This window comes from Aquimarina litoralis, from assembly GCF_019295435.1.
In the GTDB taxonomy this organism is placed as follows: domain Bacteria; phylum Bacteroidota; class Bacteroidia; order Flavobacteriales; family Flavobacteriaceae; genus Aquimarina; species Aquimarina litoralis_A.
This window is the reverse complement of record NZ_WEKL01000021.1, coordinates 65,088-91,472: the sequence shown is the minus strand read 5'-3', so window position 1 is coordinate 91,472 and position 26,385 is coordinate 65,088. Positions and strand designations below refer to the sequence as shown.

Here is a 26,385-nt window from a genome sequence, read left to right as displayed (position 1 = left end):
ACAAACTCCTATCGATTACTTAAAAGGTGTGGGACCTTCAAGAGCAGATTTGCTGCGTACTGAATTAGGGATTCATACCTATCAAGATTTGGTAAACTTCTTTCCGAATAGATATATTGACAAAACGAATTATTACAAAATCAATGAATTGCAGCGAACATCTGCAGAAGTTCAAATCGTTGGTAAGATTATTCATATTAAAACAGTAGCGCAAAAACGTGGGAAACGATTAGTGGCTAAATTTATGGATGATACTGGAGAAATGGAATTGGTATGGTTTAGAGGTCATAAATGGATCCAAGAAAATCTAAAACTCAATACTCCTTATGTCATTTTTGGAAAAACAAAATATTACAATGGTTTCAGTATGCCACATCCAGAAATGGAACTCTTATCCGAGCATCAAAAGAATCTAAAAATAATGATGCAACCGGTATATCCTTCTACCGAAAAATTATCTAATAGAGGAATTACTAATCGGGTGATCAGTAAAATGATGCAACAGTTATTTCTGGATACCCAAGCCAAATTTTATGACACGCTTTCCGAAGAAATTAGAAGCGAATTAAAATTGATTCCAAAGAATGAAGCTATTTTGAATATTCATTTCCCCAAAAATCAAGAACTACTCGCTAAAGCACAATATCGACTAAAATTTGAAGAGTTATTTTACATTCAGCTGCAGTTAATAACCAAAAAACTAATCCGTAAACAAAAAATCAAAGGATTCCCTTTTCCTGAAGTAGGTGATCATTTCACTAATTTTTATAACAATCATCTTCCATTCGAACTTACGAATGCCCAAAAACGGGTAATTAAAGAAATACGAAAAGATATCGGCAGTAGTGCGCAGATGAATCGTTTGCTTCAAGGAGATGTTGGATCCGGAAAAACCATTGTAGCCCTTATGACCATGTTATTGGCAATTGATAATGGTTTCCAGGCATGTTTGATGGCTCCAACTGCTATTTTAGCCAATCAACACTATCAAGGAATCACAGAACTTACCAAAGATCTTGATATCAATGTAAAATTATTAATGGGAAGTTCTAAGGCTAAAGAGCGGAGAGAAATTCATCAAGAACTCGAAGAAGGTTCCCTACATATTCTCGTTGGTACTCATGCTATTTTGGAAGATAAGGTGAAATTCAAAAACTTAGGGTTGGCAATTATAGATGAACAACATCGTTTTGGTGTGGCGCAACGTTCTAAACTTTGGCATAAAAATATCTATCCACCACACATATTGGTAATGACCGCTACGCCTATTCCAAGAACTTTAGCAATGAGTTTATATGGTGATTTAGATATTTCGGTAATTGACGAATTACCACCAGGAAGAAAATCGATCAAAACGGTACATCGATATGATAGTAATCGTCTCAAAGTTTTTAAGTTTATCGCAGATGAAATTCAAAAAGGAAGGCAAATCTATATTGTATATCCTTTGATTCAAGAGTCAGAAGCTTTGGACTATAAAGATTTAATGGATGGATATGAAAGTATCGCTCGCTCCTTCCCTGCTCCTGATTATCAGATATCTATTGTACATGGTAAAATGAAACCTGCGGATAAGGATTATGAAATGGAGCGTTTTGTAAAAGGTGAAACCAATATTATGGTTGCTACAACGGTTATAGAAGTAGGTGTTAATGTGCCTAATGCCAGCGTTATGATTATTGAAAGTGCTGAACGTTTTGGACTGTCTCAACTGCATCAGCTAAGAGGTCGTGTAGGTCGCGGCGCTGAACAAAGCTTTTGTATCCTCATGACTAGTCATAAACTATCTTCAGATAGTAAAACCAGACTAGAAACAATGGTACGCACTAATGATGGATTTGATATTGCGGAAGTAGATCTAAAATTAAGAGGTCCTGGAGATATTATGGGCACCCAACAAAGCGGAGTTTTGGCACTTAAGATAGCTGATATTGTAAGAGATAATGACGTACTCAAAACTGCGAGACACTACGCCATGAAAGTTTTAAAAGAAGACCCTTCTTTAGCTATGGAAAAAAACAAAGTACTTCTATTTACGTACCAACAGTTGGCTAAACATAAAAATATTTGGAATTATATTAGTTAGGGCGTTTCCGCCTCCGCTATGGCGCATAGGCGACCAGGCTATCCATTATATCTATTTTTAATGGTTTATTACCATTAAAAATAGGATGCCATTGCTATCCCTAACGCGAGTGTTAACGATTCATATATTCTTGCCACACATTTGTTAGAAAACGGTACTGATCTTCAATATATTCAAAGTTTATTAGGTCATAGTTCCAGCAAAACCAATGAAATTTATACGCATGTAGCTACTAACAGTTTTAGAATGATCAAAAATCCCCTAGATTTGTAGAAAACATAATGTATATATATGTACCAATGCATATATACATACGGTTACCTGCAACAATTAAATATGAAAAAATATCCTATATTTTTACTGTTCTTAATCTTAAGTTGTAAAAACACGAACGAGAAAAAAGACTGGATCAAGACATCTGAAAAAATTACAGCTGAAGAAAAAAATCAAGAGAATACTAATATTTACAACTCTGAAGAAGCCTTATGGGAATATCAGTTCGATAAAGAGATAAGTGATTTTAAAATCAATAAAGTAAGAGAATTTAATCCCGACACGCTCTCCATTCAAAAAATAACAAACATTATAAATCTAAATTGGCCTAAAGTTCAAGTTAAATATGTTCAAAGAATTAACGATACAATCTTCTTGAAAATTCCAAATAGTAAAATTCTGACACAGCAAATGGGTACAACTGGAGCTGAACAATTTTTAATTTCAACTACATTCTCTTTTACCGAATTAGATGGAGTGAATTATGTTTCTTACGAATTTGAAACTGGAGATCACGCAAGTCCAGGTATTTACGGACGTGAAAGTTGGGCTCAAAATTAAAAAAGCTGATAACACGATATATATGCCATAGCACAAAGTGATCAATCCAATGGTTATTGTATTTTTGGTAAGGCGCAATGCTTGCAGAATGGAATCCCGATACTTCGGGAAGCAACCAATGTGCAGATTTATCCAAAAACAGGGTAACATTTTGCGCTGCTACGATACATATATTAAACGTTAGTGATAATAGAACCAAAATAAATGAAAAAAACAATACTTTTTATTACCTTAAATCTTCTTAGTGTAGGATTAACTTTTTCTCAATCCTTTGAATGGGGAATAAATATTGGACAATGGACTAATGACTACCCAATTGATATAGATAAAACTTCCGATGGTGTTTTAATAACAACAACCGCTAATGGATATGAAACCAAGGGATTGTACCGATATGATTCTGAAGGCAATGAAATATGGAAATTCGATTTTTTTGATGATTTTGATAATTATGGTTTTGTAGCTAGCGCTGTAGATATGAATGATAATATTTACACCTTATTATCCCGTCCTGGCGAATATGGTGGTTTCACAACCGTTAATGGAATTAATATTTACAATGGAATTTCCTTACTTAAAATTAATAGTCAAGGAAATGTAGAATGGAATATAAAAATAGGTGGACAGTCATCTGGAGCTAATATATTATATAAAAATGATTTTCTCTATATATTAGGGCAATTCTATGGTGAAATTAATATTAAAGATGAAATAACTTTAAATAGTCAGCAGTACTGGGATTGTTTTTCTTGGATATATAGGACTGGTGAAGATTTCTATGTTGCTAAATTTAATATTGATGGAAATTTAGTCGATGCTAAAAATTTCGGAGAAGATTATCCAGATTATGTTACATCAGTAACAATAGATAACAATGAAAACATATACTTAACAGGAGGTTCGGATTTCCATTCTTGTACAACAAGATATACACATATTACGAAAGTTAATAGTAATCTTGATATAGAATGGAAAAAGGAAATTAGTAAAGAAGAAAATTCATCCCAATTAATCTATCCCTCAAATATTTATTATTCTCAAAATGGAAAAATTTATTTATGGGGTTATAATAGGCTATCTATAATCCATCCAGATTATACAATTCCAGAATCTACTTGTAGTGATTTATCTACTAATCAAGGTTTTAGTTCAAACTTATTGGAATTTAATGCTACTAATGGAAATTTCTTAAAATATAAAAGTTATACAACCTGCACTATTAATCCAATTTGGCAGGTATCAGGTACTGTTAGCACAACTCTAATGAATAAAGGCTTAATGACTGATTTTAATGATAATGAATTAATTGTATTTACAAGTTTCAACCGACCTATTGAATTTAATAATGGTTTATATGAGCCAACTCATCAAATATCTCAATATGATGAATTTTTTTACGAAGAAAATTTACTGCTATTCAAAGTTGACAAACAAACTTTAGATTCTAACTATATAGTTAGCTTTTCTGGAGAATTATCAAATCAATATGCGGAAAAATCTAAGGATAATCCAGGCCCAATTTTATTAGATGATAACAACAGTCTATATATAACTGCATCATTTCAAGAAAATCCTATTTACATATTTAACGGAACAATAAACAATAATAGTGGAAATAATAATAGTGACGTACTGGTTTCAAAAATTGATTTACAAAATATTTTATCAATTCAAGATCATTATCGTTTAACATACTTAAGTACTTACCCCAATCCTGTTAAGAATGAATTGAACTTTAGTACAAAAAATGAAATAAACAACATTAAAATATATTCCACTGAAGGAAAGTTGGTTATGAATTATTCATCAATAGGTAATAACAACAAAATTGATTTAAGTAATCTTAAAAAAGGTGTTTATTTTGGTCAATTTTTTTCTAAAAACAATACTATAAGTATAAAAAAAATAATAAAAGAATAAACTATCACTAACACAAATGTATGAAGTCATAATGCCCTAGCGGGACATAGCGACACATATATTAAACGTTGTGGCTCATTAAAAGCAATGTATCAAGTTGATTTAAATAAATTTGACGAAATGAAAAAAATAGTCGGAATTTTAAGAAATAATTGGACTTTACGAACTGTAGCCATTTTGATGGCTATTTATGTTGGAGTTTCCTATGTTTTTGGTGACGGACTAAAAATTTCTGAAATAATCATTTTCGCACTAGTTTTCTTTTATTTTGTATGGGGGTTTGGGAAAAAACCTATTCGGAATAAAAATACTCAAAACTGAATAATAAAAACAAAACCACAACACTATATATATGATCATAGCAGCTAGGTGATGAATCAATTGGTTATAGTATTTTTATGAAGGGGCAATGCTTGCAGAAAGAATCCCGAAGCTTCGGGAAGCAACCAATGCGCAGTTTTTGTCGAAAACAGGGTAACATTTTGCGCTGCTACGACACATATATAAAACGTTAGCAATAATTCTATGAAAAAATTTATAACTGTAATTTTACTTTCCTTTTGGATAAGTAGTTTCTCGCAAGAAATTACAGAAATAAAAATGTCGGAAGTTAAATATGAAATCAATACCGACACAACTTCTATGACAGTTTCAATTAATAATATTCTTCTAAATGGAAAATATAAAATAATAAATGACAAATTTCCAACTCGATATGTTTTGACGGAATTTATTAATGGAAAAGCCGAAGGAGAATCTAAATCAATACACGACGGAATTTTAGTTGGTAAAAAACACTTCAAAAATGGACTTCCTAATGGAGAATCTATTGTTTATGATAATACTGGAAAAACTTTGATGTGGAAAATTCCTAAAGTCAATGGTAAATCTCATGGTATTGCTTGGTTTGGAGACGAAGGTGAAGTTTATTATTGGAAAGGTGAAAGGGTTTCCAAAGAAGAGTTTGAAAGAAGGAAAAATTAAAAATAACTATTGCTAACACGATATATATGTTCATAGCAGTAAAGCGATCAATCCAATGGTTGTTCTATATTTATGAAGACGCAATGCTTGCAGAAAGAATCCCGAGGCTTCGGGAAGCAACCAGTGCGCATCCTCCTGAGGCGGACAGGAAAAAACCGAAAAGCAAGGTAACATTTTGCCCTGCTACGACACATATATTAAACGTTACCATACATATGAAAAAAAAACTTTTTCTAACATTATTTATAGCAATCAGTTCTGCTTTATTTGCTCAAAATTTTAGTTTAGGAAATTTCCCATCTGAAAACAACAATGATAAACCTATAATGACTTCCGATCTATTAGAGTCATTAAACTGGAATTATATCAAAGATTTCTGCAGTAAAAATGAAGGACATTTTGCACGAGAATCTCCAGAATACAAAAATGACTTATTAAAAAGGTATAACTACACCCAATTACACTATACGGCTGAATTTGAAATAATTAGTCACAAAGGAAAAGTTCTTGAATACACGAGTCAAATTTCAAATTCGCCAAAAGAAACTAGAAATTCCTACTTTGATAAAAATGTGTGGCTAGAATATGTTCATAATCTACTACCTAATTTAGAAGATTCGCTAAAATTAAACACCGATGAATCGAAAAACATCTTAAAAGCTTATTACGGCTTGATAGGTGCTGATTCAAGAGATGAATATGGATGGATTTGTGAATATTCTGCAATGGGTGGTTTTACAAAAAGAAGAAGAGGTGTAATTCAATTATTAAAAGAAAATAGAGCTGACTTACTTAAGCCATTGATTAAAAATCCTAATCTAGAAATTAGTATGTATGCCATTGATGCAATGGTGTATCAAGACTATAAGTCGCAACAAATTATTATCAACGATATTGTTCCATTATTAACCAAATTAACACGAGAATTAGATAGTTTAAAATCAAACAACTTTTCAAGTCAAAAACTTATAACTAATCCCAAAGAAATAGGTTATCTCAAAAAAAAACTTGATAAGCTTAGAAAGGAAACTCTGAGTTCAGACGAATGGCAATACATTTGTGAACTAAGAGAGAGTAATCAAAAAGTTCGAACTTGTAGAGATGGTACTGGATCATTTAAAATATATGAGGGACGTACAGCTGACATCCTAAGTGAAACCTCTATATTGGATATCATCGAAAAGTATAAGGAATGGAAAAAGATTGGTTATCTCGATTAATTAATACGTATGGTAACAATGTATAAGAAAACATAGGGCTTTTGGGTTCAAAACAAAAAGTCCGTGTTTGTTTGTAAAATCACCAAATATAAAATTTGGCGTTTACAAAAAATGATAAAAGCAAAATATTTATATTTGGCTTAGTACCAACACGAAACGTATTTCTTATCACAACCCTACGTTTCTTATACGGAACGTTGTACGTAATTTGACCAGACAATGAAAATTCTGATTTTAACAATATTATTTTTGACTCTCAATTCGTGCAACGAACAGACAATTTACGAATTGAATAAAGCAGAATTAGAACATTGTCATACTTGCCGACCTAAAAAGGAAAACTCAAATCCAAACCAAGATTGGGTACAAACTGACCTGAATCGTTATCGAGAAATGGTTAACCCAATTCTGGAATTAAAACCAGTCATATCTGAATATTTAACTATTTATCCATCATTATTAACAGGAAAGGGAAATACTTCAAGTAAAACGATTGAATTACTTGATGACTTAAAATTAATTTCTCACGATTTTTATGGTGGTTATACCAGTTTCAATCTAAAACTACTCACCTACAATGATTTAATAATCTACTCACGATTAAATACAGAGGTTGAAGAAAATGTATTTGAGAACATTTATTTAAAAGAAATAACTATTCCGTTGACTTGTAGCGGAGCGGATATGGAATACTTTAAAATTCACAATAAGAATTTGACTAAATACAAAAGAAAGTATCCAAATTTCACATTAGAAATTGACATAAACAAATACACAACTGACGAACTGAACGCATATTACAACTTGAATGAAGTGGAGTATAATTTTGATGCTTACCAAGTTGATGATGATTATCCTCATTTAGCAAATGGATTTATAAAAACGCTTTTAGAACAACAGAAATACGAAGTGTTAGAAAAGTTGTTATTTGGTACAAATCCTGTTGGCAGAATTTATTCCTATTCGGCTTTGAACATTGCAATAAATGATGGATATAAACCAAGTAATGAAATCATCAATCAAATGGAAAAAGTAAAAGAAAATGGATTGAAGTTTAAGAGCGGTTTTAACTCATCGCACAGTGAGACAACCGATTTTGACTTTACCAATAAATTGAATTTTAATTGATAAAAAAACTACGTACAACAATGGTTATAATTCATTGTGGTTTTGCGCCACACCAAAATAAAAGTATAAATCAAACGGCTGGATTTAGGCGGAATAATCCTGCGGATGATTCCACAACGAAATCATAGCCGAGACCGTTGTGTTTCATTAAAACCAAATGAGAGAAACTGATTTAAATACTTTAATGCATTTTATAACTCGAACTGGAATGTATATTGGAAAAGTTACTGATGATTCCATAATTTCATTCATTCACGGTTACGAAATCGGAACGGAAGGAAAATGCAATCTAACGAAATCGATAAGTGAATTACTATCTTCTCAATACGGTATAAAAAAAATGGCAACAGGTTGGCCTGGTCAAATTCGAGAATACGGAATAAAAAACGATTTAAACTGGGTTACAAGTTTTAGAAAAATAAGCTTGAAGTATTTTTACGAAACTCAAGACTTTAATAAGAATTCTGAATTCAAAAATTCTCTAAAATCTAGAATTGAATCTAAAATTGGACAACTTAATCTTGAATGGGTAGCTTCTAACTTTGTTGACTGGTGTGACGAATGGAAAGGATTTGTGGACCTGAAAGAAGAGAATTTTAGAATAATTTGGTCCGAAAAAGGATTAAAAGTAATCTGTGATCTAGATAATGAGATTGACAAAATCTATAACGACGAAATTCACTTGACGGATAAGTTGTTGGAATTGAGGGCGAAATATAAAAACAAAACGAAAACACAACAAAATGTATAGTGCATAGTACCCTTCGGGTTACTACGTCACCATACATAAAACGTTGTGCTTAATTAAAGATGTATAACGAAGGATTAGAGAAAATACATATTGACTTACCAAATCATTGGGCGATTGGAGGAGAGTCATTTTGGGCTACTCCACTTGGGAATGATTTGTTTAGACTAGAAAATGTTCCTTTCTATGCATATGGATTAAATTTTCACGATGTAGTTAAAGCAACTTCTGATTCTGATGAACTAATTCCTGAGATTAGGGAGCTTGTGGAATTAAGTGGTCATCGAACTTTTCGAGTATTCTTTGAAAAAAGTATAGACCGACAAAATCAAGAGACTATACTGGATTCAATGAAAGAATTAACTATTTCCTATGAAAGAGCTAATGGAATTTTCTTTTCTCTTGACATGCAACCAAATGGGAATTACCAAGATGTATTTGACAGACTAGATGAATTAGAAAAAGAGAATATTCTTGGTTTTGAGACTTGTGAAGCAAGAATTGAAGGAAGTTTTGACGATTTACTAGAAGAAGATTAAGTATGGAAAAGATTAACCTACAACATAAAACAAAACCCAAAAATGGAAAGGGTGAAATTTATTGGTTCGAAAACGAAAATATTGGACTTAAAAGAACACTTTTTCATCGTTTTTATATTCCGCTAATTCCTTTTGACTCTGGATTGGAATATGAATCACAGCCTTTAGATACAGAAATCGTTTTTGAGTGGCTAAAATTAGATTTAACAGATCCTATTAAATTGGATAAATTAGAATTAACTTCAACAGCAGAAGATGATACTGAAGTCTCAATTTATGTTGGAAGTGCTCATAATCCTTGTGACATAAAAAAGATGGTATTTAATAAAATTGACGAGAACAGATTTAGAGTTGAATGTAGTCTCTTAATTGATTTTGAATTCGAAGGAGTAGCAGAAAATGAAGAATTCAATTTTAGCACGGAGGTTGAACTTGATACAGAAATAAAAGAATAAAAACTAAGCACAACAATGTGTAAAAATGCATTAAAACGCATTTTACACTAACCGTTGTGAGTAATTAAAATAAATAATGGATAATTTCGAATTTGTATCAGACGACGCGTTCTATATTTGGGGTCGATGTTTTAACTTTCAAGGAAAAGTTGTTTCAGGTGAGGTTTCTACAGACGAAGAAGTAATGATTCAAACCAAAGGTGGATCATTATATGCGAAAGTAGATCTAATAATTAGGCTATCCGATAGAAAAGTAATAGAAAAATCCATAAATGGAGAGCGAATAGCTATAGGACTTCACAAGTTTAGTAGAGATGAATTAAATAATATTGAGAAAAAATTTAATCCTGATGTTGATAAAGAACCATCAACTACTGAGTTTCTAAACGTAGAATATCCTATTCATATACATAAATCGGATAAAGCATAAAAACAAAAGTTCTTAATTATGGGGTTCATAATATGCGAAATTCACGGAGGAAATGAAGCTGGTTTAATATCTGAATATCACGCTGAGAAGATTAATAAAATGGAGGAATCCATTGATTCTGAGATTCTGAATATTGAAGTATTCGACAAAAAGGGACTTTTTAACGGACGCTATATTGTAGATCCAACTTTGGTAAACGAAATAGGAATTAAAGAGTCAAAATTGACGTGGAATCGGAATTTGAAAAATATGAATTGATGTTTGATAAACTGTCCCCTATTTGCCCGAAATGCCTAAATAATTATTTAAAAAAAGAATAAAACTACTCACAACAACATGTATAGCTCATTGCGGCTGAATTCCTTAAACGGAATTCATTGCAAATTTGCTACCTTAGGGACTTATCGGAATGTTTCCTTCGGAAAATTCCGCAACAAGCCATACACAGAACGTTAGGCACAATTTTGGATCGTAATTAAAAAAACAATAATTACTGGTCGTTATGAAAAAATCAAATTATATCGTCTTACTTTTTACTTTAATATTCCTGAGTGGATATTCCCAGTCGATTGACAGATTAATTGATCAAAGTATAAAAGTCGATAGTTTAAATGTCCCAAAAAATTCTCACCAATCTTATTTTCCAAAAGAATTGGTCGCCTCAGAACAAAATAATAACGGTAAAAAGTTTGACTCCACCTCTATTTTAAACCCTGAACTTCGTTTCGATTTACCGACAGAATGGTACTCTGAATATCTTTATGCCATGAAGGAACCTCTATTGTTTAATAGAAAAACAGAGAAACAAATTTACAGGTTTACTTGGCTTCGAACTTTTGACAAACCTATGACATTCCGAATCGAAAAGTGGAGAAGTCGATACATTCTATACTGGAAAGTTCTTAGTGGAAAGGGTGGATATGATTCAGGAGAATTAGAACGTACAATGCTAAAAATACTTAGTGAAAAGGAATGGATTGATTTTATAGATCTAATCAATAAAGCTGATTTTTGGAATATGAAATTAGGAAGAAGTTTTACCGGCACTGACGGTTCTGAATGGATAATGGAAGGAGTCGACCCAAATAACTACAGAGTAGTAACAGTTTGGTCTCCAACGGAAGGGTATTTTTATGAAGCCTGTAATTATCTAATTTCATTGACTGACCTAAATATCAGTGAAAAGAAAAAATATTAAAAAGTGCCTAACAACATATATGTGTTCATAGCAGCTAAGTGATCAATCAATCGGTTGTCATATATTTATGAAGGTGCAATGCTTGCAGAATGTTAAAGTTAGCAACCAATGCACAGAAAAATCGAAAAACAGGGTAACATTTTGCCCTGCTACGACACATATATTAAACGTTGGCATTCATTATGAAAATCAAGATTGGAATTTTAAACTTAGTAGTACTTATTTATCTGATTGGATGTGCGAAAAAAACATATAGCGTATGTGGACTTGAATTGGGTGAAAATACGATTACAATTGACAGTAAAATAATTGAACTAAAAAGAATTGCTATAGCGGATACTACTCCTGCAAGTATTTCCGGAAAAATTTATGCGAAGTCTTTTGATGGAAGTGACACTCTTACAGAAAATTTTGCCTACACTAATATCTTTGTAAGAGATTTAAAAACTGATTCTCTAATTGGTACTACTTCTAATTTAAAAGGTGAATATCAGTTCACAATTCCTGCGGCGGAATATGATTTAGAAGTCCAATTTATTGGATACAACAACTTAAAAGTCCATAATATAAAAATTACAACAGGAGAGATCATAAATTTTTCGGCAATTATCGGACAAGGAAATGGAGTAACCGAATATTTATGGAATTCGAATGGCTCGTACAAAAACAAAACTGAATAAAAACGAAATGCCAACACCATATATGTAATCATAGCAGCTAAGTGATCAATCGAATGGTTATTGTATTTTTGGTAAGGCGCAATGCTTGCAGAAGGTAAAGTTAGCAACCAATGCGAAAGAAAAATCGAAAAGCAAGGTTACATTTTGCCCTGCTACGACACATATATTAAACGTTATAGCCAATAAAAATGAAATAATTAATGGGAACTTGGGGAACGGGAATTTCATCAAATGATGTTTATGAAGATATCAATTATGAGTTTTTTGAGCTTTATAATGAAGGAATGGACGTTCCTGAAATTACAAAAAAGCTTATTCAGGAAAACAAAGAACTAATTGATTCTTATGAAGATCAAAACAACTTTTGGATAACAATTGCCAAATGCCAATGGGAATGCAAAGCCCTAGATAGTGAAGTACACAAAAAAGTGATTGAAATAGTTGAATCTGGAAAAGATATTGAGTTATGGAAAGAACTCGATTCTTCAAAATCTGATTTGACTAAAAGAAAAAAAGTTCTAGATAGTTTTTTGACAAAAATTTCTGAGGATAAAAAAAGCGCAAGAAAAAGGAAAAGAAAAGTATTTAGGGACGCTATTTTTGAAAAAGGAGATTGCCTTGTTTTTAAATTATCTGACGGTGATTATTGTGGTGCATTCGTTTTGGAATCTGAAAAAAACACAGAATATGGATTAAACCTAATTGTAACGACAGATATTAAAAAAACTGACAAACCAACTTTAAAAGACTTTGAAAAAGCCAAGGTTCTATTTGGAATGACTCAACAAACTCTGACAAAATTTGTGCCTAAAGAAAAAATCAGTTGGTATTACGCTCAACACTTCAAAAAAGCAGAAACGGAGTTTGAAATTATAGGTAAATTGAAAGTTGATAAATACTATTATTCATCAAAAGATTATCAAAGTTTTTCAAATTGGGATAACCTAGTTCTTTTCCAAGACACTTTTTATTCGGATTATAAGAATAACAAATGTAATGTAAATGTCAAACTAAGCAGTTTACGAAAAAAAATAAAATGGCTATAACAATTTGTATATTGCATATGTCGCCTTCGGCAGGCAAACGCAACATACAAGAAACGTTAGGCAATATCGAAATCAAATGAAAAACACAGATTATGAAGTTTTAATAAAACCAATAGTTCTTGGTATAGCAAAAAACAAAAAAACCTCAGTTAAAGATAGAAATAGTCTGACTAAAACCGACCAAGATCAAATTTCTGAATTTGAATCTAAAATCCCCTCTTCCATTATGAATTTTTACAGGTATAGAAATGGCTTTTTATGGGGATGGATCAAATCTAACAACGAAAACCCAGAGATCTTTGGGCGTATTAATATTCTTGAATTAAAACATCTTTTTGACGATACTGTCATAACTCTAAATCAATCTTACGACTACACTTTCAATGGAAAATCAAATGAGAAAATTAAACTGAATGGAGTTTTTAGGCCTTTGGATTACTTCACTGATGAGGCTTGTGTAGGTTTTTTCAGTGATTATAATTCAAAAAATGAGCTTTACTATCATGATTTTGGAGCTTCTTTTTATTCCTTAAAAGTAGACTTTGAGGGATATTTTAAATTGCTTACCAAATCCTATGGATATGCATATTGGCAACAAGTAATCTTGAATAAAGAGTATAATTATGGAACTGATACGATGGAAAGATTTAAAGAAGATATGCCTAATTTATTTCCTGACTTTGACTTCAATGAGTTTCTCAAACTATATGAATCAGTAAAAATTAAATAAAACATTGCCTAACACTATATATGTGATCATAGCAACTGTGTAATCAATCGAATGGTTGTTGTATTTTTACCAAGGCGCAAGGCTCGCTCAAAAGAAAAAGTTAGCAACCAATGCGCAGAAAAGTCGAGAAGCTAGGTAACATTTTGCTCCGCTACGACACATATATTAAACGTTAGCGATAATAGTAACAAAATGAAAAAGAGAATAATATTTATACTGTTTAGTTCACTTTTAATCTTTTCAAGTTGTTTAAAAAAAGATAAGAACGAAAACAATTCTTCTCTATCACCTGAATTAAAAGATCAAATTACCAAATCTGTAGAACAATTCAAGAATAGAAAAATCTATACAAAACTGACAGAAGAAATAATAGACAGCTTAACTGATGATGAATTGCTTCAAGTTGTCTTTGATAATTTGAGTAAAAAATTACCTAAAGATTACTCAGAGGAGTATAAATATATTACGGAAAGTTTTAATTCATCTCAACAAGCAATTTATCTAAGTTGGTGGCTTGAAGGAGAAGTCAATAATGGTGGATTTAATCAATATTACACCAACTCAAGCGGACAATATGCGGAAATTCTTCCGGAACTGTTAGCGAAAATGGAAGCGAAAAAGTTTGCGGATTTAGCTGAAAGAGCTAATGAAACCTATAAAACTGAACTTAAAACAATAACGAAAGAGCAAGATGGAACTTTAGAAGGATTCAGTCAATCTTATGAAAACAATCCTCTAAACAAATATGATGAGGAATTTTATAAACTTTATGATGTTGAAAATCTGTATAAAAAACAAATTGATTTTATTAGAAAAAACAAAAAAGACTTTATAAACTAATAAACTATCGCTAACACCATATATGATGCCATAGCAGCAAAGTGATCAATCCATTGGTTGTTGTATTTTTGGTAAGGCGCAATGCTTGCAGAATGGAATCCCGATACTTCGGGGAGCAACCAATGCACAGAAAAAACCAAAAGCAGGGTAACATTTTGCTCTGCTACAACACATATATAAAACGTTACCTATAATTAAGAGAAATATCCATCTATGAAAAAAACATACTTTCTAATTTTATTAATCTTCACATCAATTTATACTTATGCTCAAATTGAAATAAGTGATTCTGATTTAAATAAATTAATTGAAATTGGTGAATACTACTCTAAAAATGTGATGCTAACAAAAAAATCTGCTATTGAAGATTTAGAGAAATTTAGAACTGAAAAACTAAATAATATAGTAGATGTACTTCAAACCCAATCAAAACAGAGTATTGAGATTTTAGACAAAAAATATTTGAATAGACCAAATTATGATGATTTGGTAATGTGGTATGTAATTAGAGAAATTCATTACAATTTGACTGATAAGGAAAACGAACCGAGAATTAGTATCGAAGTAGCTAAAGAGTTTCTGAATAAAAAAATTGATGAAAGATGGCTATTGGATAATTATTATTTCAGGTTATATAGAGCTGTTGCAAGAATTTTCAACAAATCTGACCTGAGTAAATATAATATTGAACTTGATAATTATGGATTAAAATCCAATACTGAAAAAGCTATTGTTTATTTAAATTTAATGGACGCTCTCGGCACAAGGTTCAAAGTACTTCAAATGATGAGAAATAATAAAAAGTTAATTGAGTTTGCATCAAGAATGCCTAAATTCAATGGTAAGGAATATTTTTATTATTCGGATTTCCAATATGAAGATTTTGAATGGATTGGACATAGAAAAAAAGAAATGTTTAATGAAAGACACGTAGGGCTTCTCTATGAAATTATTTTAGCCCATATGAATGCTGAATCAGATATTAATGGTAGGARAGGAACTGTAGAAATATATAAAAATTCCATCATGACTAAACCTGAATATTTTAAGTATTCAAGTCTCAAATCTGACTTGAAAAAATTATATAAAAAGAGTAAATAACTATAGGTAACACCGTATAAAATCAATTGCTGGTTCCAACCTACTTACGAAAGTCTGTAAGGGCTTTATGTTTGTAGTTATTTACTAATTTTAGTGTTTGAAACACGCAACTAACCTTATACAAACACGTTGGCATACATATGAAAAAATAAAAATGGGAATATTTAATATTTTTAAAAAAGAAAAATCCAACTCAAATTCTACAACTGAAAATGGGGTTTTAGGACCGACTTTTCTTGAAGAAAATGTTGAACATATTTCTAATCCCAAAAAATTACATTCTCACGAATGGAGACGTAAACTCAAATCAAAAACTGGTGAGACATTTTTTGAAATTAAGTATTACGGACAACTTCACCCTGATTATAAAAATTTAATCGTAGGAACTGACTTTGCTCCTGCCAAAATTATTGCGATTGACACAAATGATAAAAGTGAATACTTATTATTTGACGGATGCAATCACGGATACAATGCTATGTTTTGTGACAAATATTCTGACGAGCAAATAAATAACAGAATTGCGGACAAAATATATAATGACGAAGAAGGAAATAGCAAATTTGAATTGATTATATCGACTTATAATGGAATAGATTATGAAGATGAATTTAGAGACGAAGTTGACTCAAATGGAAAAATAGAATTGATAAGTGAAAATAAAGTTGATTTCGAAAAAGTAAAGCAAAATGGTTTTGATACTTTACAAATCTGGGGAATTGACAAAGGTGGAACTAAGATTGAAATTGTTTCAGAAGAATTAGCATAAAACTTGTGGTAACAAGGTGTATAGCCAATAGGGTATTTAGACATAAATTGAAAGTCCTGTTCATTGATCAGGCAACGCTAAAACAAAGTTTTGACGTTTAAAGAAAATTAAAAGTAAAAACGTTTGTTTTGGCTCAGTGGTAAACCGAAAATGAAGTGCTTCGAATCCACCCTACTGTCCATACACAGAACGTTATCTCTTATTAAAAATCAATGAAGCATATACTCCTGACAATATTTATTGGATTATCTATATTTTATTCCAATCGGATAGATAGTCTTAAAATAAACAAACTTCCGAAAAAAGAAGATGCAAGGAAATTTAAATTTAATTCTCAAACGGAATACGAGGTCTTTGAAGATAATGGAATTCCTTCATTTAGAAGTTTTGACTATAAAAGATTGCGTGGCCCTGAAATCAAACTGAACTTAGTTCGTGACACGAGTAACTATAGAGATTTTAGCAATAAATCAAGACAAATTAACATAAAGGTCAGCAATGGTTATTTGGTTGGTTTTGATACTGGAGAATTTGGAGGTTCTTTGTATTGGTTTGATAATAATGGAATAGAGAAATATAAAATATGTAATGGACGGATTAAAAATATTCACCAGTTAAATGAATCCTATCTTGTTACAGAGGGATTAGAACATTTAAACATAGATAAAGGACAAATACTTCAAATAAAATTAAAAGGCGGAAAATGGGTGGCTGAAAAATATTTAGAACTCAACAACGTTCCTTTTGTTTCAATGATGATAAATTCAAAAAAAGATTTGTTAATATTAACATCCAAAAAATTATTAAAAGTTACTACTGATAAAAAAGTAATTGAGATAATACCAGATGGTTTTTGGAGAAATTTATACCCAAATTCCGGTCTAATTAGAGGTAAAATTGCATATTTTGGAATGAGAAATGGAATTTTGAAAGTTGATATAAATACTGAAAAAGCTAATTGGTTAACTGAATAAAAACAAAGAGATAACAATTTGTATATTGCATATTCTCCTTTCGGGAAGCAAACGCAACATACAAGGGACGTTGTATGTAATGAAACATGGGATTAATCGAATTAAAATATAAGTATAAGGAAATGAAACAGGTATTTGAAAAACTGATTTCAAATATTCCTGAATTAAAAGACCATTTTTTAAAAGAGGTTGACCTAATTAATTACAATATAGAAGAAGACCTACCTTATATAGATGTCGGCTCAATATCTAGGTATGTGGTTGAAAAAAAATTAAATAACCAAACTTCTACATTCACTCAACTGTTTGAAAACGCAGAAGAAGTATATGTACATGGTGATGATGAAGTGAAAAATTTTATTGTCATTGGTTTGTTAGAGGGAATTCAAAACATAGGTGGAAGTAAAATCGACTATTACAAATCATTTCAAGGATGGCTAAAACCTCAATCTAGAATTGCATGGGACAAGCTGATTGACTCTTGGGAAGGAAACGATTGGAGAATATCGAAAGATAAACAAAAAGAGATTGATAAAATTTTAAATAAGAAGAAGAAAAAATAACTGCACACAACACTATGTAAAAATGCATTAAAACGCATTTTACACTAAACGTTATGCCACATAAGATGAATGACCAACAAGAACAACATACTTAATTTTAAACAAATGAATGATTTGTACAGACACATCAATGTGCCAGTGCAAACGTCAAACCCAAATCTTCACATCTACAGATTTTCTGACTTTACAAAGGACTCAATCGAATCGATTCAACCACATACGAAAGATTTTCATCAAGTATCGTTCATAAAAGGATTTGGAAACTCTGAACTAAACATAAACGACCAGAAAGTAAACGACATGAATAGTGTTCTCTACTTTATTTCACCAAATCATATATACTCGTGGGTTAGAGACCAAAATATTGATGGATACATATTAAACTTCAAACAAGATTATCTATCGCTAAAGCCTGAAGAGTTTCAACGGCAATTTTTATTCTTTGAACTTGACAAATTGAACGCGATCCCCATCGACAAAGATGAAAGTCAAAGAGTGATTGACATATTCGAAGAATTTTATTCAGAATATCATCAACCGAGAAATTCATTTTCAGAAGAAATTCTTAAGCATTATTTACAAGTAGTACTTTACAAATGCCTTGACTTGTATAAGAAAAGAGAGAGGACAGTTGAGGAATTACCTAAAAATCAAGGACTTTTTGTGAAGTATCAAAACTTAATAAACAATTATTATCTGTCTAAGAGAAGTATAAAAGAGTACGCAACCTTGCTCAACGTTACACCAAATCATTTAAGCGATTCCATTAAATCTTCTACAGGAAAAAATGCTTTACACTATATCAACCAAAGACTTCTTATAGAGGCAAAGAATCTTTTAAAATACGGCAATGAAGATATTAAGCAAATTGCTTACACATTAAACTTTGCTTCGCCTTCACATTTTGGAAAATTCTTCAAAAAACATACCCTAAAAACACCCGCTAATTATCGAAAAGAACAGCAATCCGAGAAATAGGACATTGCTTCCATCTTTTGTTATATCAAGGCTGGATTTACTGGAATACTTTTACATCAACAAAATTAAACATGATGAAAAAAAGTATTATTCTATTTGTAACACTAATAACATTTACAGTGATGAAAGCACAAGAAACATTAAAATTTAAAGTAATTGGAGGATATCAATTCGCAGAAGGTTATTCTATTCAAAACAAAGAACCATTCATTTTCGCTCAAGCAGGACAATTAACAGGTTCTTGGCATTGGGAATTTGAAAACGGAAAAAAAGGCAACACACATATTAATGGTGCGACAGCAAATCGTGTCTTATTCAATGGAAAGCAAGAGCTATTTGGAACTATGAAAATCAATATGTTCGAATTTGAGGGTTCGGCACCTGAAACCGATTTATTATTCTTATCCTACAAGTCGCAAAAATTTGAGATTAATGGAAGTCAAGTGATCATTAAAGTATTGGGAGAATTTACTGGAGGAACTGGTAAATATCAAGGAGCAAGAGGTTGGCTAACGGTAACTTCAATCAATGGTTTTTTTGAAGATGGGAAAGGGGAAATAATTCTAGGAGAGATTCCAGAAATAAACGGGCAACAAGTATTAAAGTGGACCAATGACTATTTCAAAGCAACCCAAAGTGGAGATGCCACGACTTGGGCGAACTCATTTGCTGACAATGCATATATTAACGACCCATATGGTAGCCCAACACCCAATAGCAGAGAAGAAATTATTGAGATTGGGGAAAACTTTATGTCCGCATTCAAATCAGCTGGACTTTATCCCGACTACATTTACGTTAATGGACTCATTGCTACCTCCAAATGGACAGGTAAAGGAATTACCAATGATGGCAAAGAAGCTACTTTTGAGGGAATAAATATCACTACCTATGACGAAAAAGGCAAAATTGTAAGTCATATTGGGTACTGGAATCCTGAAAAAATGAAAATCAAATAATTACGTGCATAACAACGTGTATAAGCAATAGCGGTTTGAGTAATAACTCGAACCGTTTTTGTTTTAAATAAAGTATATTGTAATCTGAAAAGCAGTTGTACAAAATCCGCTACTGCTCATACACAGAACGTTGTGTGCAAGCCAAGAATGAACTATGAAAAAAATAAAATAGAACTGGAAGAAAATGGATATTCCGTTTTATCTGACTTGTATTCGGATGATGAAATAAGTCAAATCCTGGCTTGTATCGAAAACGCTGAACAGGACAGAAATTCATTTATGAAAACAAAGGATTTGTTTGCAATTAGACAATTAATCAAAAATGTACCTAAACTGAACAAATTGTTATTTAACAAAAAACTGACTGAATTAATTTCTAACATTTCCGAATCTAAATATTTCCTGACAAAAGCTATCTATTTTGACAAACCAGGCGAATCGAATTGGTTTGTTGCTTATCATCAAGATTTGAGCATTTCAGTWGATAAAAAAGCAGACTTGGAATACTATTCAAATTGGACTTTTAAAAAAGGTCAATATGGAGTTCAACCGCCAATTCAGATTTTAGAAGACACAATCACAATCCGAATTCATTTGGACAAAACTGACAAAAATAACGGAGCATTAAAAGTAATTCCGAAATCTCACCTAAACGGAATAGTTCGTACCGACTCCAAAGATTGGAGTATTGATGAAGAGTTTATCTGCGAGGTAGAAAAAGGTGGAGCAATGCTAATGAAACCACTGACTTTACACGCTTCGAATAGAACAACAAACGGAAAGAAAAGACGAGTAATACATCTAGAATTTAATAGACATAATCTGACCAAACCATTGGATTGGTTAGAACGGAATAAAATAAGCACCAGCACACAACACGATATATGATGTCATAGCAGTAAAGTGATCAATCGAATGGTTGTTGTATATTTATGAAGGTGCAATGCTTGCAGAATGGAAAAGTTGGCAACCAATACGCATCCGCCTGAGGACGAACAGGAAAAAATCGAAAAGCAAGGTAACATTTCGCACTGCTATGACACATATGTTAAACGTTGTGTGTCATTTGACAAACGCAATGAAAAACACCTTAACTAATTGAAAAGTATAGTTCACGCATTTGGAATTTTGAATTTGGGAATAGTCAATTAGATTTGAGAAAAAAGAATGAACAAACAAATAATCTACATATTATTTCTTTTCACATTTCAAACTTTAGTTGGACAAAACAAAGTATCTTATCTTGAAAAATCTGAAGAACCAATTGACTTCTGTGGAAAATTAAAGAAAGTCAAGCCTCTTGAGGGAACTTTTGCCAAAATTTGGCACAATGGAGGAATTTACAGCACGCTAAATGGAAGTGATCATATTAAATGGCCAAATTCAGAAATTAAAAAAATAGCTGGAAAAGAATATTGGAAAGATTTTGAACCACAAATTGGGGATATTGGAGAAATAATTTTCGTTACAAAATCAAAATACAAAGAGATAATTTACATTCTAAAAATCAAAGATTACTACGTCCCAATTAAGTGTTCATATTTGATAAATACAAAAAGTTTAGATGTTAAAGAAACTGAACAAAAAAGATGGGACAAAATAACTGCTTATGGTGAAGGAAAATGTAATTTTAAAAAGTTTGGTTTTAATGATACTTGGAATCGAGCTGGAATTACAGAAATAGATAAAATAACGGAATCTTTGGCTTGTGATTTAAAAGCAAATGGGATTAATACCTTAATGCTAATTAAAAAAATTTCCGACAGAAGTTCCTCTCCTCATGACAAGCAGTTCGTATTGTGGAAAGAAAATGATAATGGATATTTAAAAACTTTTTCAAATAACAAGAAATACAAACCAACAGAAACAGAAACTAAAGTATTTAATTGGGATGATTTAATTAGCTTCTATGAAAAAAATAATGTTTCTTCAGAAACTAAAAAACCAGAATCAATTGTTAGCCACTGGACAAATTTAATAGTCCAATTTTATAATAATTCTGATTATTACACTTTTGGAATGCAATTGATTTGTAGTGAAAAAGATGAAAAATTAGTAAATGTTCAATTCATTAGATTGATTGACGAAAAACTGAAATAAAACGAACACACAACAATTTGTATATTGCATATGCCTCCTGCGGCAGGCGAACGCAACATACCCGAGACGTTGTGCACTATTGAAAAAATGAATTCTAACTTAGAAAATATTCGGAATATATTTAATCAAATGTCTAATGATAATTGGAATGTAAAAGAGAATTTGAATTGGGGATACTTTTTCTTTGACAAGAATAAGATGAAATTAGAAAAGTTATCCGAAATACTCGTAAAAGAAGGATTCCAACGGAACGCATTGGACGAAATGGAATTAGGAGATTGGAGGTTAAGTATGAGTAAAAGTGAAACCCTAACTCCGGAAAGACTTCACAACAGAAATCTGGATTTTAACAAATTAGCCGATTCATTGTCCATTGAACTTTATGACGGATRGGATGTTGAAAAATAAACAGTACACAACAATATATATGTGTCATAGCAGCAAAGGGATCAATCCAATGGTTGTTATATATTTATAAAGGCGTAATGCTTGCAAAAATGGAAAAGTTGGCAATCAATGCGCAGAAAAATCAAAAAGCTAGGTAACAATTTGCCCTGCTACGGCACATATATTAAACGTTGTCAGCAACCAAAAAAATATTCGGTTAAATGGTAAACGAAATCTTATTAATTCCTGATAAATCAGATATTGAAAGAGATTCTATTGCGGATAGCTGGAAAAATAATGGTGGTGAAGTTATACGTATTGGAAAGTTTTGGGAACGACCTGATGTTGATTCCGAAAAAAGATTGACCATATACGGAATTAATACTTTTAGCCTTGTCTTAGCTCAAGTACTGGGGTTAGAATTAATTGAGCCAAAAGATGAATTAATTAGTGAACTAGACTTTAATTGGATTAAGCGTAAAATCGAAATTGTAACAATTCAGGAAATTAAAAACTCTCTTTTTCCAATCTTTATTAAACCTAAAACATTCAAATCGAGTGTTTATAATGATTTTGATAGTTTTACTAAAGAAACGAAAGGAATTGAACAAAATGAGCAAATCATAACATCAAATATCATCAAGATAGAAAGTGAAATTCGAGCGTTTATATTGGACAATAAAATCCTCGATATGGCAATTTATGAAGGGAATTCTAATTTAGAATCAGCAAGAGAATTTCTAACTGACTTTTTGCAAAACCATTCAATTGATTTACCTGAATCTTATGTTATTGATTTAGGATTTAATCGGACAGATAAATGGTTTGTAATTGAATTTAATTCAAGTTGGGGCGCTGGACTGAACTCTTGTGATCCAAATAAAGTTATTAACGGAATTAGAGCGGCAACAATTAATAAGTAAAAGGCAGCTTACAACAACTTATATATGCCATAGCAACAAGGTGATTAATCGAAAAGTTCATGTATTTTTGGTAAGGCACAATACTTACAGAAAGTAATCCCGATACTTCGGGAAGCAACCAATGTGCAGTTTTTGTCGAAATTAGGGTAACAGTTTGCCCTGCTACGACACATATATTAAACGTTGTAACACATAAAAAAAATAAAATTGCGCTTTAATCTTAAAGAAATACTTTCTAATCTCGGATATTATATAATTGCTGGAATATTTTTTCTCGGATTTATTACTCTTTATGCTGGAATAGGTGGACGAAATAGAGATGGGAATATTATGTTTGTATGGATTGGATTACTGATTTTACTTCCTTTTGGAATTTGGTTCTTGATTGTTAAAATAAAAGAGCGAAAAGCAGAAAATGAATCTGAAATTGAAAAGCAAAAACTAATTCAGAATGGAGATAAAGTTGTGGTCAATTTGAATGATATTGAAATTAGAAATAATAGTTGGAATCAAGAACTTATAATTGGAGAAGGAAAACATCAACGAATTGAACATCGAGATATTAATTATAATTATATAGAATTAGAAATCCCATACAGAAATCAAAAAATCAAGTATAATTTGCATATAGATATGGACTTAACCAAATTAAAAATGCACTTTGCAATCAAAGAACAAACTTATTTATATGTTGATTCAAATGATATAAGCAACACTTATTTAGATTTGGACTTTCTAGAAAGTGATTAAAAAAAAACATGTTACAACACTATATATGATGTCATAGCAGCAAAATGATCAATCGATTGGTTGTTGTATTTTTGGTAAGGCACAATGCTTGCAGAATGGAATCCCGAGGCTTCGGGAAGCAATCACTGCGCAGAAGACCGAAAAGCAAGGTAACATTTTGCGCTGCTGCGACACATATATTAAACGTTGTAGTGCATTGTGAAAATGAATGAAGTGATAAAAAATAGAAAATATAATCAACAAATAATCTGGGAAGGAGATTTAAAAGATGACTGCACAGCAAAATGGTCTGGATTAATGTTGCGAGCCGAGTGGATGGACGAAGATTATTGGTGGTGGTGCGTTTATGACAACCTGAATAATGATATTCAAATTGACAGTTCAAATGAATATGATGAAAGGTTTATTGGTGGTGAGATTGCAAGAAATAAAGCAGAGGAAATAGCAAAAGAATACTTAAAAAACGAATTAGTTTTAGAACTCAAAAAATCTCAACAAGAAACAAATTTTGATGAACTTATATCTAATTTGAAAGCTATGGGAATTTCGCCGATGCAATCAATTATGACTCTTATAAAAGATTTTGACTTTGAATACTCAAAGGCAAAAGATAAAGTGTTTGATTCTCCAGTTTGGAAAGGATTACGCCAACAATCTGAAAATCTGACTCAAGCCTTCTTAAATATTGCAGCGGAAGACGCTGATAATGTTGAATATTATGATGACGAACACGTAAGTTCAATAACTTTTGACTTGACGAAAGAAGACTTAAATAAAAAACAAACCTTTTGGGATAGTTTTAAAAGTAGAATGAAAAAGTAAACGCACTACTACATTTAAAATAAGATGCTAAGAAGATTATAATAGATGAGGACTTATCCAGAAAACACTGAAGAACTAGAAAAAAAACACAGTTTTAGTTTTCCTTTAGATAACAAAAAGTTAGAGCTTATTCATAATAATGTAATTTTACGTAATGATATTGCATTCGTGTTTTTCAAATCAAGAATCTTAAATTCACTGAAAACACAAAATCTATTCGAAAACGAATTGTCCAGTGAGTCATTTTTGGACAAAAAATTTAACCAAACAGACAGACTTAAAATCTATAAAGCAATAAAAAACCAGCTTCCTCAGACAGCTATTGAGAGTAAGAAGTTGAGTTTGTATTCTTTGTTTCATTTAAATGAAAAACCAAAAACCGATACTAGAGTATTAACAATTAAAGACTTAATTTGTGATTTAATCAAGCAAAACAGAGTAACTATTAAAGGGGAATTTGAAACTTTTTTTAAAGATGAGCTTGACAACTTAAAATACTAAAACGACACCACAACAATATGTAAAAATGCATTAAAACGCATTTTACATTAAACGTTGTAAAACATTTGAAAAAGCTTATACTCATATTAATCTTAAATTGTCTGCTAATATGTTGCGGGCGAAATAACAGCGAGAAAAAAAGTCTTGCAACGGAAAAGCCTACTCAAGATTTTAGTAGCTTAAGATTTATGGAAACTAAATTAGTTGAGTATGATATTGACTCTCTTGCAAACTTTAATGAAATTCTAAAAATACTAGATAAAATTGACTGTTTAAGTGAATATGCAATGTTTAAACTAGATACTGAAGAGAAAATATATAGAATTCAACCACTTCAAATCTGTGAAAGCATTTTTGACTATAAATTAAGACAAATACTGTACATTAATTCGGATAAGGTTACGGTAAATCACCAAATTAAATTTCCAATTGACAGCTTAAAAAAAGTTCTAAAAAATCATCTATTAAATCCAAATAATGATGAAAATTATCCTTCTTTAACTGACAAAAAGCTAATTAGTATAAATGTTGACAATAATAAAGATATCAGCGAAGTAAAAAGATTATTGTTAAGAATAGTTTCGGATGTCAACGAATTAGGGGCTAAAGTGAATTTTAGTTTTATATTCGAAAACCATGGAATAATAAAAGTAATTGAGGAATAAAAAACGTTGTAAAACATAAAATATAGTTTGATCAAAAAACTGACATTAATAATTA

At 31.3% G+C, this 26,385-nt stretch carries 31 protein-coding genes and 1 pseudogene; all 32 read left to right on the top strand.

Annotated elements, in window-relative coordinates:
• Positions 1 to 2,086, top strand: a 2,086-nt coding sequence (gene recG / locus GBO31_RS12860) for an ATP-dependent DNA helicase RecG (protein WP_219008756.1), incomplete at its 5' end; no start/stop codon positions are given.
• Positions 2,087 to 2,218: 132 nt separating this feature from the next.
• A pseudogene (locus GBO31_RS12855) lies at positions 2,219 to 2,359 on the top strand (tyrosine-type recombinase/integrase); the annotation flags it as partial.
• Positions 2,360 to 2,422: 63 nt separating this feature from the next.
• Complete coding sequence (locus GBO31_RS12850) at positions 2,423 to 2,920, top strand: hypothetical protein (protein WP_219008755.1); 498 nt, start codon at positions 2,423 to 2,425, stop codon at positions 2,918 to 2,920.
• A 204-nt stretch (positions 2,921 to 3,124) separates the two neighbouring features.
• On the top strand, positions 3,125 to 4,840 hold the full coding sequence (locus tag GBO31_RS12845) for a T9SS type A sorting domain-containing protein (RefSeq protein ID WP_219008754.1): 1,716 nt from the start codon (positions 3,125 to 3,127) through the stop codon (positions 4,838 to 4,840).
• Between the two features lie 120 nt (positions 4,841 to 4,960).
• On the top strand, positions 4,961 to 5,161 hold the full coding sequence (locus GBO31_RS12840) for a hypothetical protein (RefSeq protein WP_219008753.1): 201 nt from the start codon (positions 4,961 to 4,963) through the stop codon (positions 5,159 to 5,161).
• A gap of 204 nt (positions 5,162 to 5,365) precedes the next feature.
• Positions 5,366 to 5,824: a hypothetical protein gene (locus GBO31_RS12835; protein WP_219008752.1), complete on the top strand. Its 459-nt coding sequence runs from the start codon at positions 5,366 to 5,368 to the stop codon at positions 5,822 to 5,824.
• Between the two features lie 26 nt (positions 5,825 to 5,850).
• Positions 5,851 to 7,044 (top strand): hypothetical protein, encoded by a 1,194-nt coding sequence (locus tag GBO31_RS12830; protein WP_219008751.1) that lies wholly within the window; start codon positions 5,851 to 5,853, stop codon positions 7,042 to 7,044.
• Positions 7,045 to 7,332: 288 nt separating this feature from the next.
• Positions 7,333 to 8,172 (top strand): hypothetical protein, encoded by an 840-nt coding sequence (locus GBO31_RS12825; RefSeq protein WP_219008750.1) that lies wholly within the window; start codon positions 7,333 to 7,335, stop codon positions 8,170 to 8,172.
• A 157-nt stretch (positions 8,173 to 8,329) separates the two neighbouring features.
• Positions 8,330 to 8,923 (top strand): hypothetical protein, encoded by a 594-nt coding sequence (locus GBO31_RS12820; protein WP_219008749.1) that lies wholly within the window; start codon positions 8,330 to 8,332, stop codon positions 8,921 to 8,923.
• A 59-nt stretch (positions 8,924 to 8,982) separates the two neighbouring features.
• A complete protein-coding gene (locus GBO31_RS12815) occupies positions 8,983 to 9,459 on the top strand; it encodes a DUF4265 domain-containing protein (RefSeq protein WP_219008748.1) in 477 nt (158 codons plus the stop codon).
• A 2-nt stretch (positions 9,460 to 9,461) separates the two neighbouring features.
• Entirely contained in the window at positions 9,462 to 9,914 is a 453-nt protein-coding gene (locus GBO31_RS12810; RefSeq protein ID WP_219008747.1) for a hypothetical protein, read from the top strand.
• 76 nt (positions 9,915 to 9,990) lie between these two features.
• Positions 9,991 to 10,344 carry a hypothetical protein gene (locus GBO31_RS12805; protein WP_219008746.1) on the top strand — a complete coding sequence of 118 codons (354 nt, stop codon included), beginning with the start codon at positions 9,991 to 9,993 and terminating at the stop codon, positions 10,342 to 10,344.
• A gap of 18 nt (positions 10,345 to 10,362) precedes the next feature.
• Positions 10,363 to 10,602 carry a hypothetical protein gene (locus tag GBO31_RS12800; RefSeq protein WP_219008745.1) on the top strand — a complete coding sequence of 80 codons (240 nt, stop codon included), beginning with the start codon at positions 10,363 to 10,365 and terminating at the stop codon, positions 10,600 to 10,602.
• Between the two features lie 244 nt (positions 10,603 to 10,846).
• Entirely contained in the window at positions 10,847 to 11,542 is a 696-nt protein-coding gene (locus tag GBO31_RS12795; RefSeq protein WP_219008744.1) for a hypothetical protein, read from the top strand.
• A 182-nt stretch (positions 11,543 to 11,724) separates the two neighbouring features.
• Positions 11,725 to 12,222: a carboxypeptidase-like regulatory domain-containing protein gene (locus GBO31_RS12790; RefSeq protein WP_219008743.1), complete on the top strand. Its 498-nt coding sequence runs from the start codon at positions 11,725 to 11,727 to the stop codon at positions 12,220 to 12,222.
• Between the two features lie 200 nt (positions 12,223 to 12,422).
• Positions 12,423 to 13,268 carry a hypothetical protein gene (locus tag GBO31_RS12785; RefSeq protein WP_219008742.1) on the top strand — a complete coding sequence of 282 codons (846 nt, stop codon included), beginning with the start codon at positions 12,423 to 12,425 and terminating at the stop codon, positions 13,266 to 13,268.
• 76 nt (positions 13,269 to 13,344) lie between these two features.
• Complete coding sequence (locus GBO31_RS12780; protein ID WP_219008741.1) at positions 13,345 to 13,998, top strand: hypothetical protein; 654 nt, start codon at positions 13,345 to 13,347, stop codon at positions 13,996 to 13,998.
• 192 nt (positions 13,999 to 14,190) lie between these two features.
• Positions 14,191 to 14,838 (top strand): DMP19 family protein, encoded by a 648-nt coding sequence (locus GBO31_RS12775; protein WP_219008740.1) that lies wholly within the window; start codon positions 14,191 to 14,193, stop codon positions 14,836 to 14,838.
• Between the two features lie 213 nt (positions 14,839 to 15,051).
• Positions 15,052 to 15,939, top strand: a complete 888-nt coding sequence (locus GBO31_RS12770; RefSeq protein ID WP_219008739.1) for a hypothetical protein — start codon at positions 15,052 to 15,054, stop codon at positions 15,937 to 15,939.
• A 97-nt stretch (positions 15,940 to 16,036) separates the two neighbouring features.
• Positions 16,037 to 16,708 (top strand): hypothetical protein, encoded by a 672-nt coding sequence (locus GBO31_RS12765; protein WP_219008738.1) that lies wholly within the window; start codon positions 16,037 to 16,039, stop codon positions 16,706 to 16,708.
• Positions 16,709 to 16,920: 212 nt separating this feature from the next.
• Positions 16,921 to 17,682 carry a hypothetical protein gene (locus GBO31_RS12760; protein ID WP_219008737.1) on the top strand — a complete coding sequence of 254 codons (762 nt, stop codon included), beginning with the start codon at positions 16,921 to 16,923 and terminating at the stop codon, positions 17,680 to 17,682.
• A gap of 122 nt (positions 17,683 to 17,804) precedes the next feature.
• Positions 17,805 to 18,245, top strand: coding sequence for a DUF7674 family protein (locus GBO31_RS12755; protein WP_219008736.1), 441 nt, complete (start codon positions 17,805 to 17,807; stop codon positions 18,243 to 18,245).
• A 105-nt stretch (positions 18,246 to 18,350) separates the two neighbouring features.
• The gene (locus GBO31_RS12750) at positions 18,351 to 19,223 is read left to right on the top strand and encodes a helix-turn-helix domain-containing protein (RefSeq protein WP_219008735.1); all 873 of its coding nucleotides are present in this window, start codon (positions 18,351 to 18,353) and stop codon (positions 19,221 to 19,223) included.
• A gap of 74 nt (positions 19,224 to 19,297) precedes the next feature.
• Positions 19,298 to 20,182: a nuclear transport factor 2 family protein gene (locus tag GBO31_RS12745; RefSeq protein WP_219008734.1), complete on the top strand. Its 885-nt coding sequence runs from the start codon at positions 19,298 to 19,300 to the stop codon at positions 20,180 to 20,182.
• 147 nt (positions 20,183 to 20,329) lie between these two features.
• Positions 20,330 to 21,070 (top strand): phytanoyl-CoA dioxygenase family protein, encoded by a 741-nt coding sequence (locus GBO31_RS12740; protein ID WP_219008733.1) that lies wholly within the window; start codon positions 20,330 to 20,332, stop codon positions 21,068 to 21,070.
• A gap of 279 nt (positions 21,071 to 21,349) precedes the next feature.
• Positions 21,350 to 22,282, top strand: coding sequence for a hypothetical protein (locus tag GBO31_RS12735; protein WP_219008732.1), 933 nt, complete (start codon positions 21,350 to 21,352; stop codon positions 22,280 to 22,282).
• Positions 22,283 to 22,369: 87 nt separating this feature from the next.
• Complete coding sequence (locus GBO31_RS12730; RefSeq protein WP_219008731.1) at positions 22,370 to 22,690, top strand: ribonuclease E inhibitor RraB; 321 nt, start codon at positions 22,370 to 22,372, stop codon at positions 22,688 to 22,690.
• Between the two features lie 200 nt (positions 22,691 to 22,890).
• Entirely contained in the window at positions 22,891 to 23,592 is a 702-nt protein-coding gene (locus tag GBO31_RS12725; RefSeq protein ID WP_219008730.1) for an ATP-grasp domain-containing protein, read from the top strand.
• Positions 23,593 to 23,799: 207 nt separating this feature from the next.
• Positions 23,800 to 24,342, top strand: coding sequence for an MBL fold metallo-hydrolase (locus tag GBO31_RS12720; RefSeq protein WP_219008729.1), 543 nt, complete (start codon positions 23,800 to 23,802; stop codon positions 24,340 to 24,342).
• A gap of 198 nt (positions 24,343 to 24,540) precedes the next feature.
• The gene (locus tag GBO31_RS12715) at positions 24,541 to 25,164 is read left to right on the top strand and encodes a hypothetical protein (protein WP_219008728.1); all 624 of its coding nucleotides are present in this window, start codon (positions 24,541 to 24,543) and stop codon (positions 25,162 to 25,164) included.
• Positions 25,165 to 25,209: 45 nt separating this feature from the next.
• On the top strand, positions 25,210 to 25,665 hold the full coding sequence (locus tag GBO31_RS12710) for a hypothetical protein (RefSeq protein ID WP_219008727.1): 456 nt from the start codon (positions 25,210 to 25,212) through the stop codon (positions 25,663 to 25,665).
• A gap of 65 nt (positions 25,666 to 25,730) precedes the next feature.
• Positions 25,731 to 26,330 carry a hypothetical protein gene (locus GBO31_RS12705; protein WP_219008726.1) on the top strand — a complete coding sequence of 200 codons (600 nt, stop codon included), beginning with the start codon at positions 25,731 to 25,733 and terminating at the stop codon, positions 26,328 to 26,330.
• The last annotated feature ends 55 nt before the right edge of the window (positions 26,331 to 26,385 follow it).

Bases quoted from the DNA above. Each gene is read 5' to 3' on its own strand.
- GBO31_RS12850 (WP_219008755.1), top strand. From the start codon at position 2,423: ATGAAAAAATATCCTATATTTTTACTGTTCTTAATCTTAAGTTGTAAA.
- GBO31_RS12845 (WP_219008754.1), top strand. From the start codon at position 3,125: ATGAAAAAAACAATACTTTTTATTACCTTAAATCTTCTTAGTGTAGGA.
- GBO31_RS12840 (WP_219008753.1), top strand. From the start codon at position 4,961: ATGAAAAAAATAGTCGGAATTTTAAGAAATAATTGGACTTTACGAACT.
- GBO31_RS12835 (WP_219008752.1), top strand. From the start codon at position 5,366: ATGAAAAAATTTATAACTGTAATTTTACTTTCCTTTTGGATAAGTAGT.
- GBO31_RS12830 (WP_219008751.1), top strand. From the start codon at position 5,851: ATGTTCATAGCAGTAAAGCGATCAATCCAATGGTTGTTCTATATTTAT.
- GBO31_RS12820 (WP_219008749.1), top strand. From the start codon at position 8,330: ATGAGAGAAACTGATTTAAATACTTTAATGCATTTTATAACTCGAACT.
- GBO31_RS12815 (WP_219008748.1), top strand. From the start codon at position 8,983: ATGTATAACGAAGGATTAGAGAAAATACATATTGACTTACCAAATCAT.
- GBO31_RS12810 (WP_219008747.1), top strand. From the start codon at position 9,462: ATGGAAAAGATTAACCTACAACATAAAACAAAACCCAAAAATGGAAAG.
- GBO31_RS12805 (WP_219008746.1), top strand. From the start codon at position 9,991: ATGGATAATTTCGAATTTGTATCAGACGACGCGTTCTATATTTGGGGT.
- GBO31_RS12800 (WP_219008745.1), top strand. From the start codon at position 10,363: ATGGGGTTCATAATATGCGAAATTCACGGAGGAAATGAAGCTGGTTTA.
- GBO31_RS12795 (WP_219008744.1), top strand. From the start codon at position 10,847: ATGAAAAAATCAAATTATATCGTCTTACTTTTTACTTTAATATTCCTG.
- GBO31_RS12790 (WP_219008743.1), top strand. From the start codon at position 11,725: ATGAAAATCAAGATTGGAATTTTAAACTTAGTAGTACTTATTTATCTG.
- GBO31_RS12785 (WP_219008742.1), top strand. From the start codon at position 12,423: ATGGGAACTTGGGGAACGGGAATTTCATCAAATGATGTTTATGAAGAT.
- GBO31_RS12780 (WP_219008741.1), top strand. From the start codon at position 13,345: ATGAAAAACACAGATTATGAAGTTTTAATAAAACCAATAGTTCTTGGT.
- GBO31_RS12775 (WP_219008740.1), top strand. From the start codon at position 14,191: ATGAAAAAGAGAATAATATTTATACTGTTTAGTTCACTTTTAATCTTT.
- GBO31_RS12760 (WP_219008737.1), top strand. From the start codon at position 16,921: ATGAAGCATATACTCCTGACAATATTTATTGGATTATCTATATTTTAT.
- GBO31_RS12755 (WP_219008736.1), top strand. From the start codon at position 17,805: ATGAAACAGGTATTTGAAAAACTGATTTCAAATATTCCTGAATTAAAA.
- GBO31_RS12750 (WP_219008735.1), top strand. From the start codon at position 18,351: ATGAATGATTTGTACAGACACATCAATGTGCCAGTGCAAACGTCAAAC.
- GBO31_RS12745 (WP_219008734.1), top strand. From the start codon at position 19,298: ATGAAAAAAAGTATTATTCTATTTGTAACACTAATAACATTTACAGTG.
- GBO31_RS12735 (WP_219008732.1), top strand. From the start codon at position 21,350: ATGAACAAACAAATAATCTACATATTATTTCTTTTCACATTTCAAACT.
- GBO31_RS12725 (WP_219008730.1), top strand. From the start codon at position 22,891: ATGGTAAACGAAATCTTATTAATTCCTGATAAATCAGATATTGAAAGA.
- GBO31_RS12710 (WP_219008727.1), top strand. From the start codon at position 25,210: ATGAGGACTTATCCAGAAAACACTGAAGAACTAGAAAAAAAACACAGT.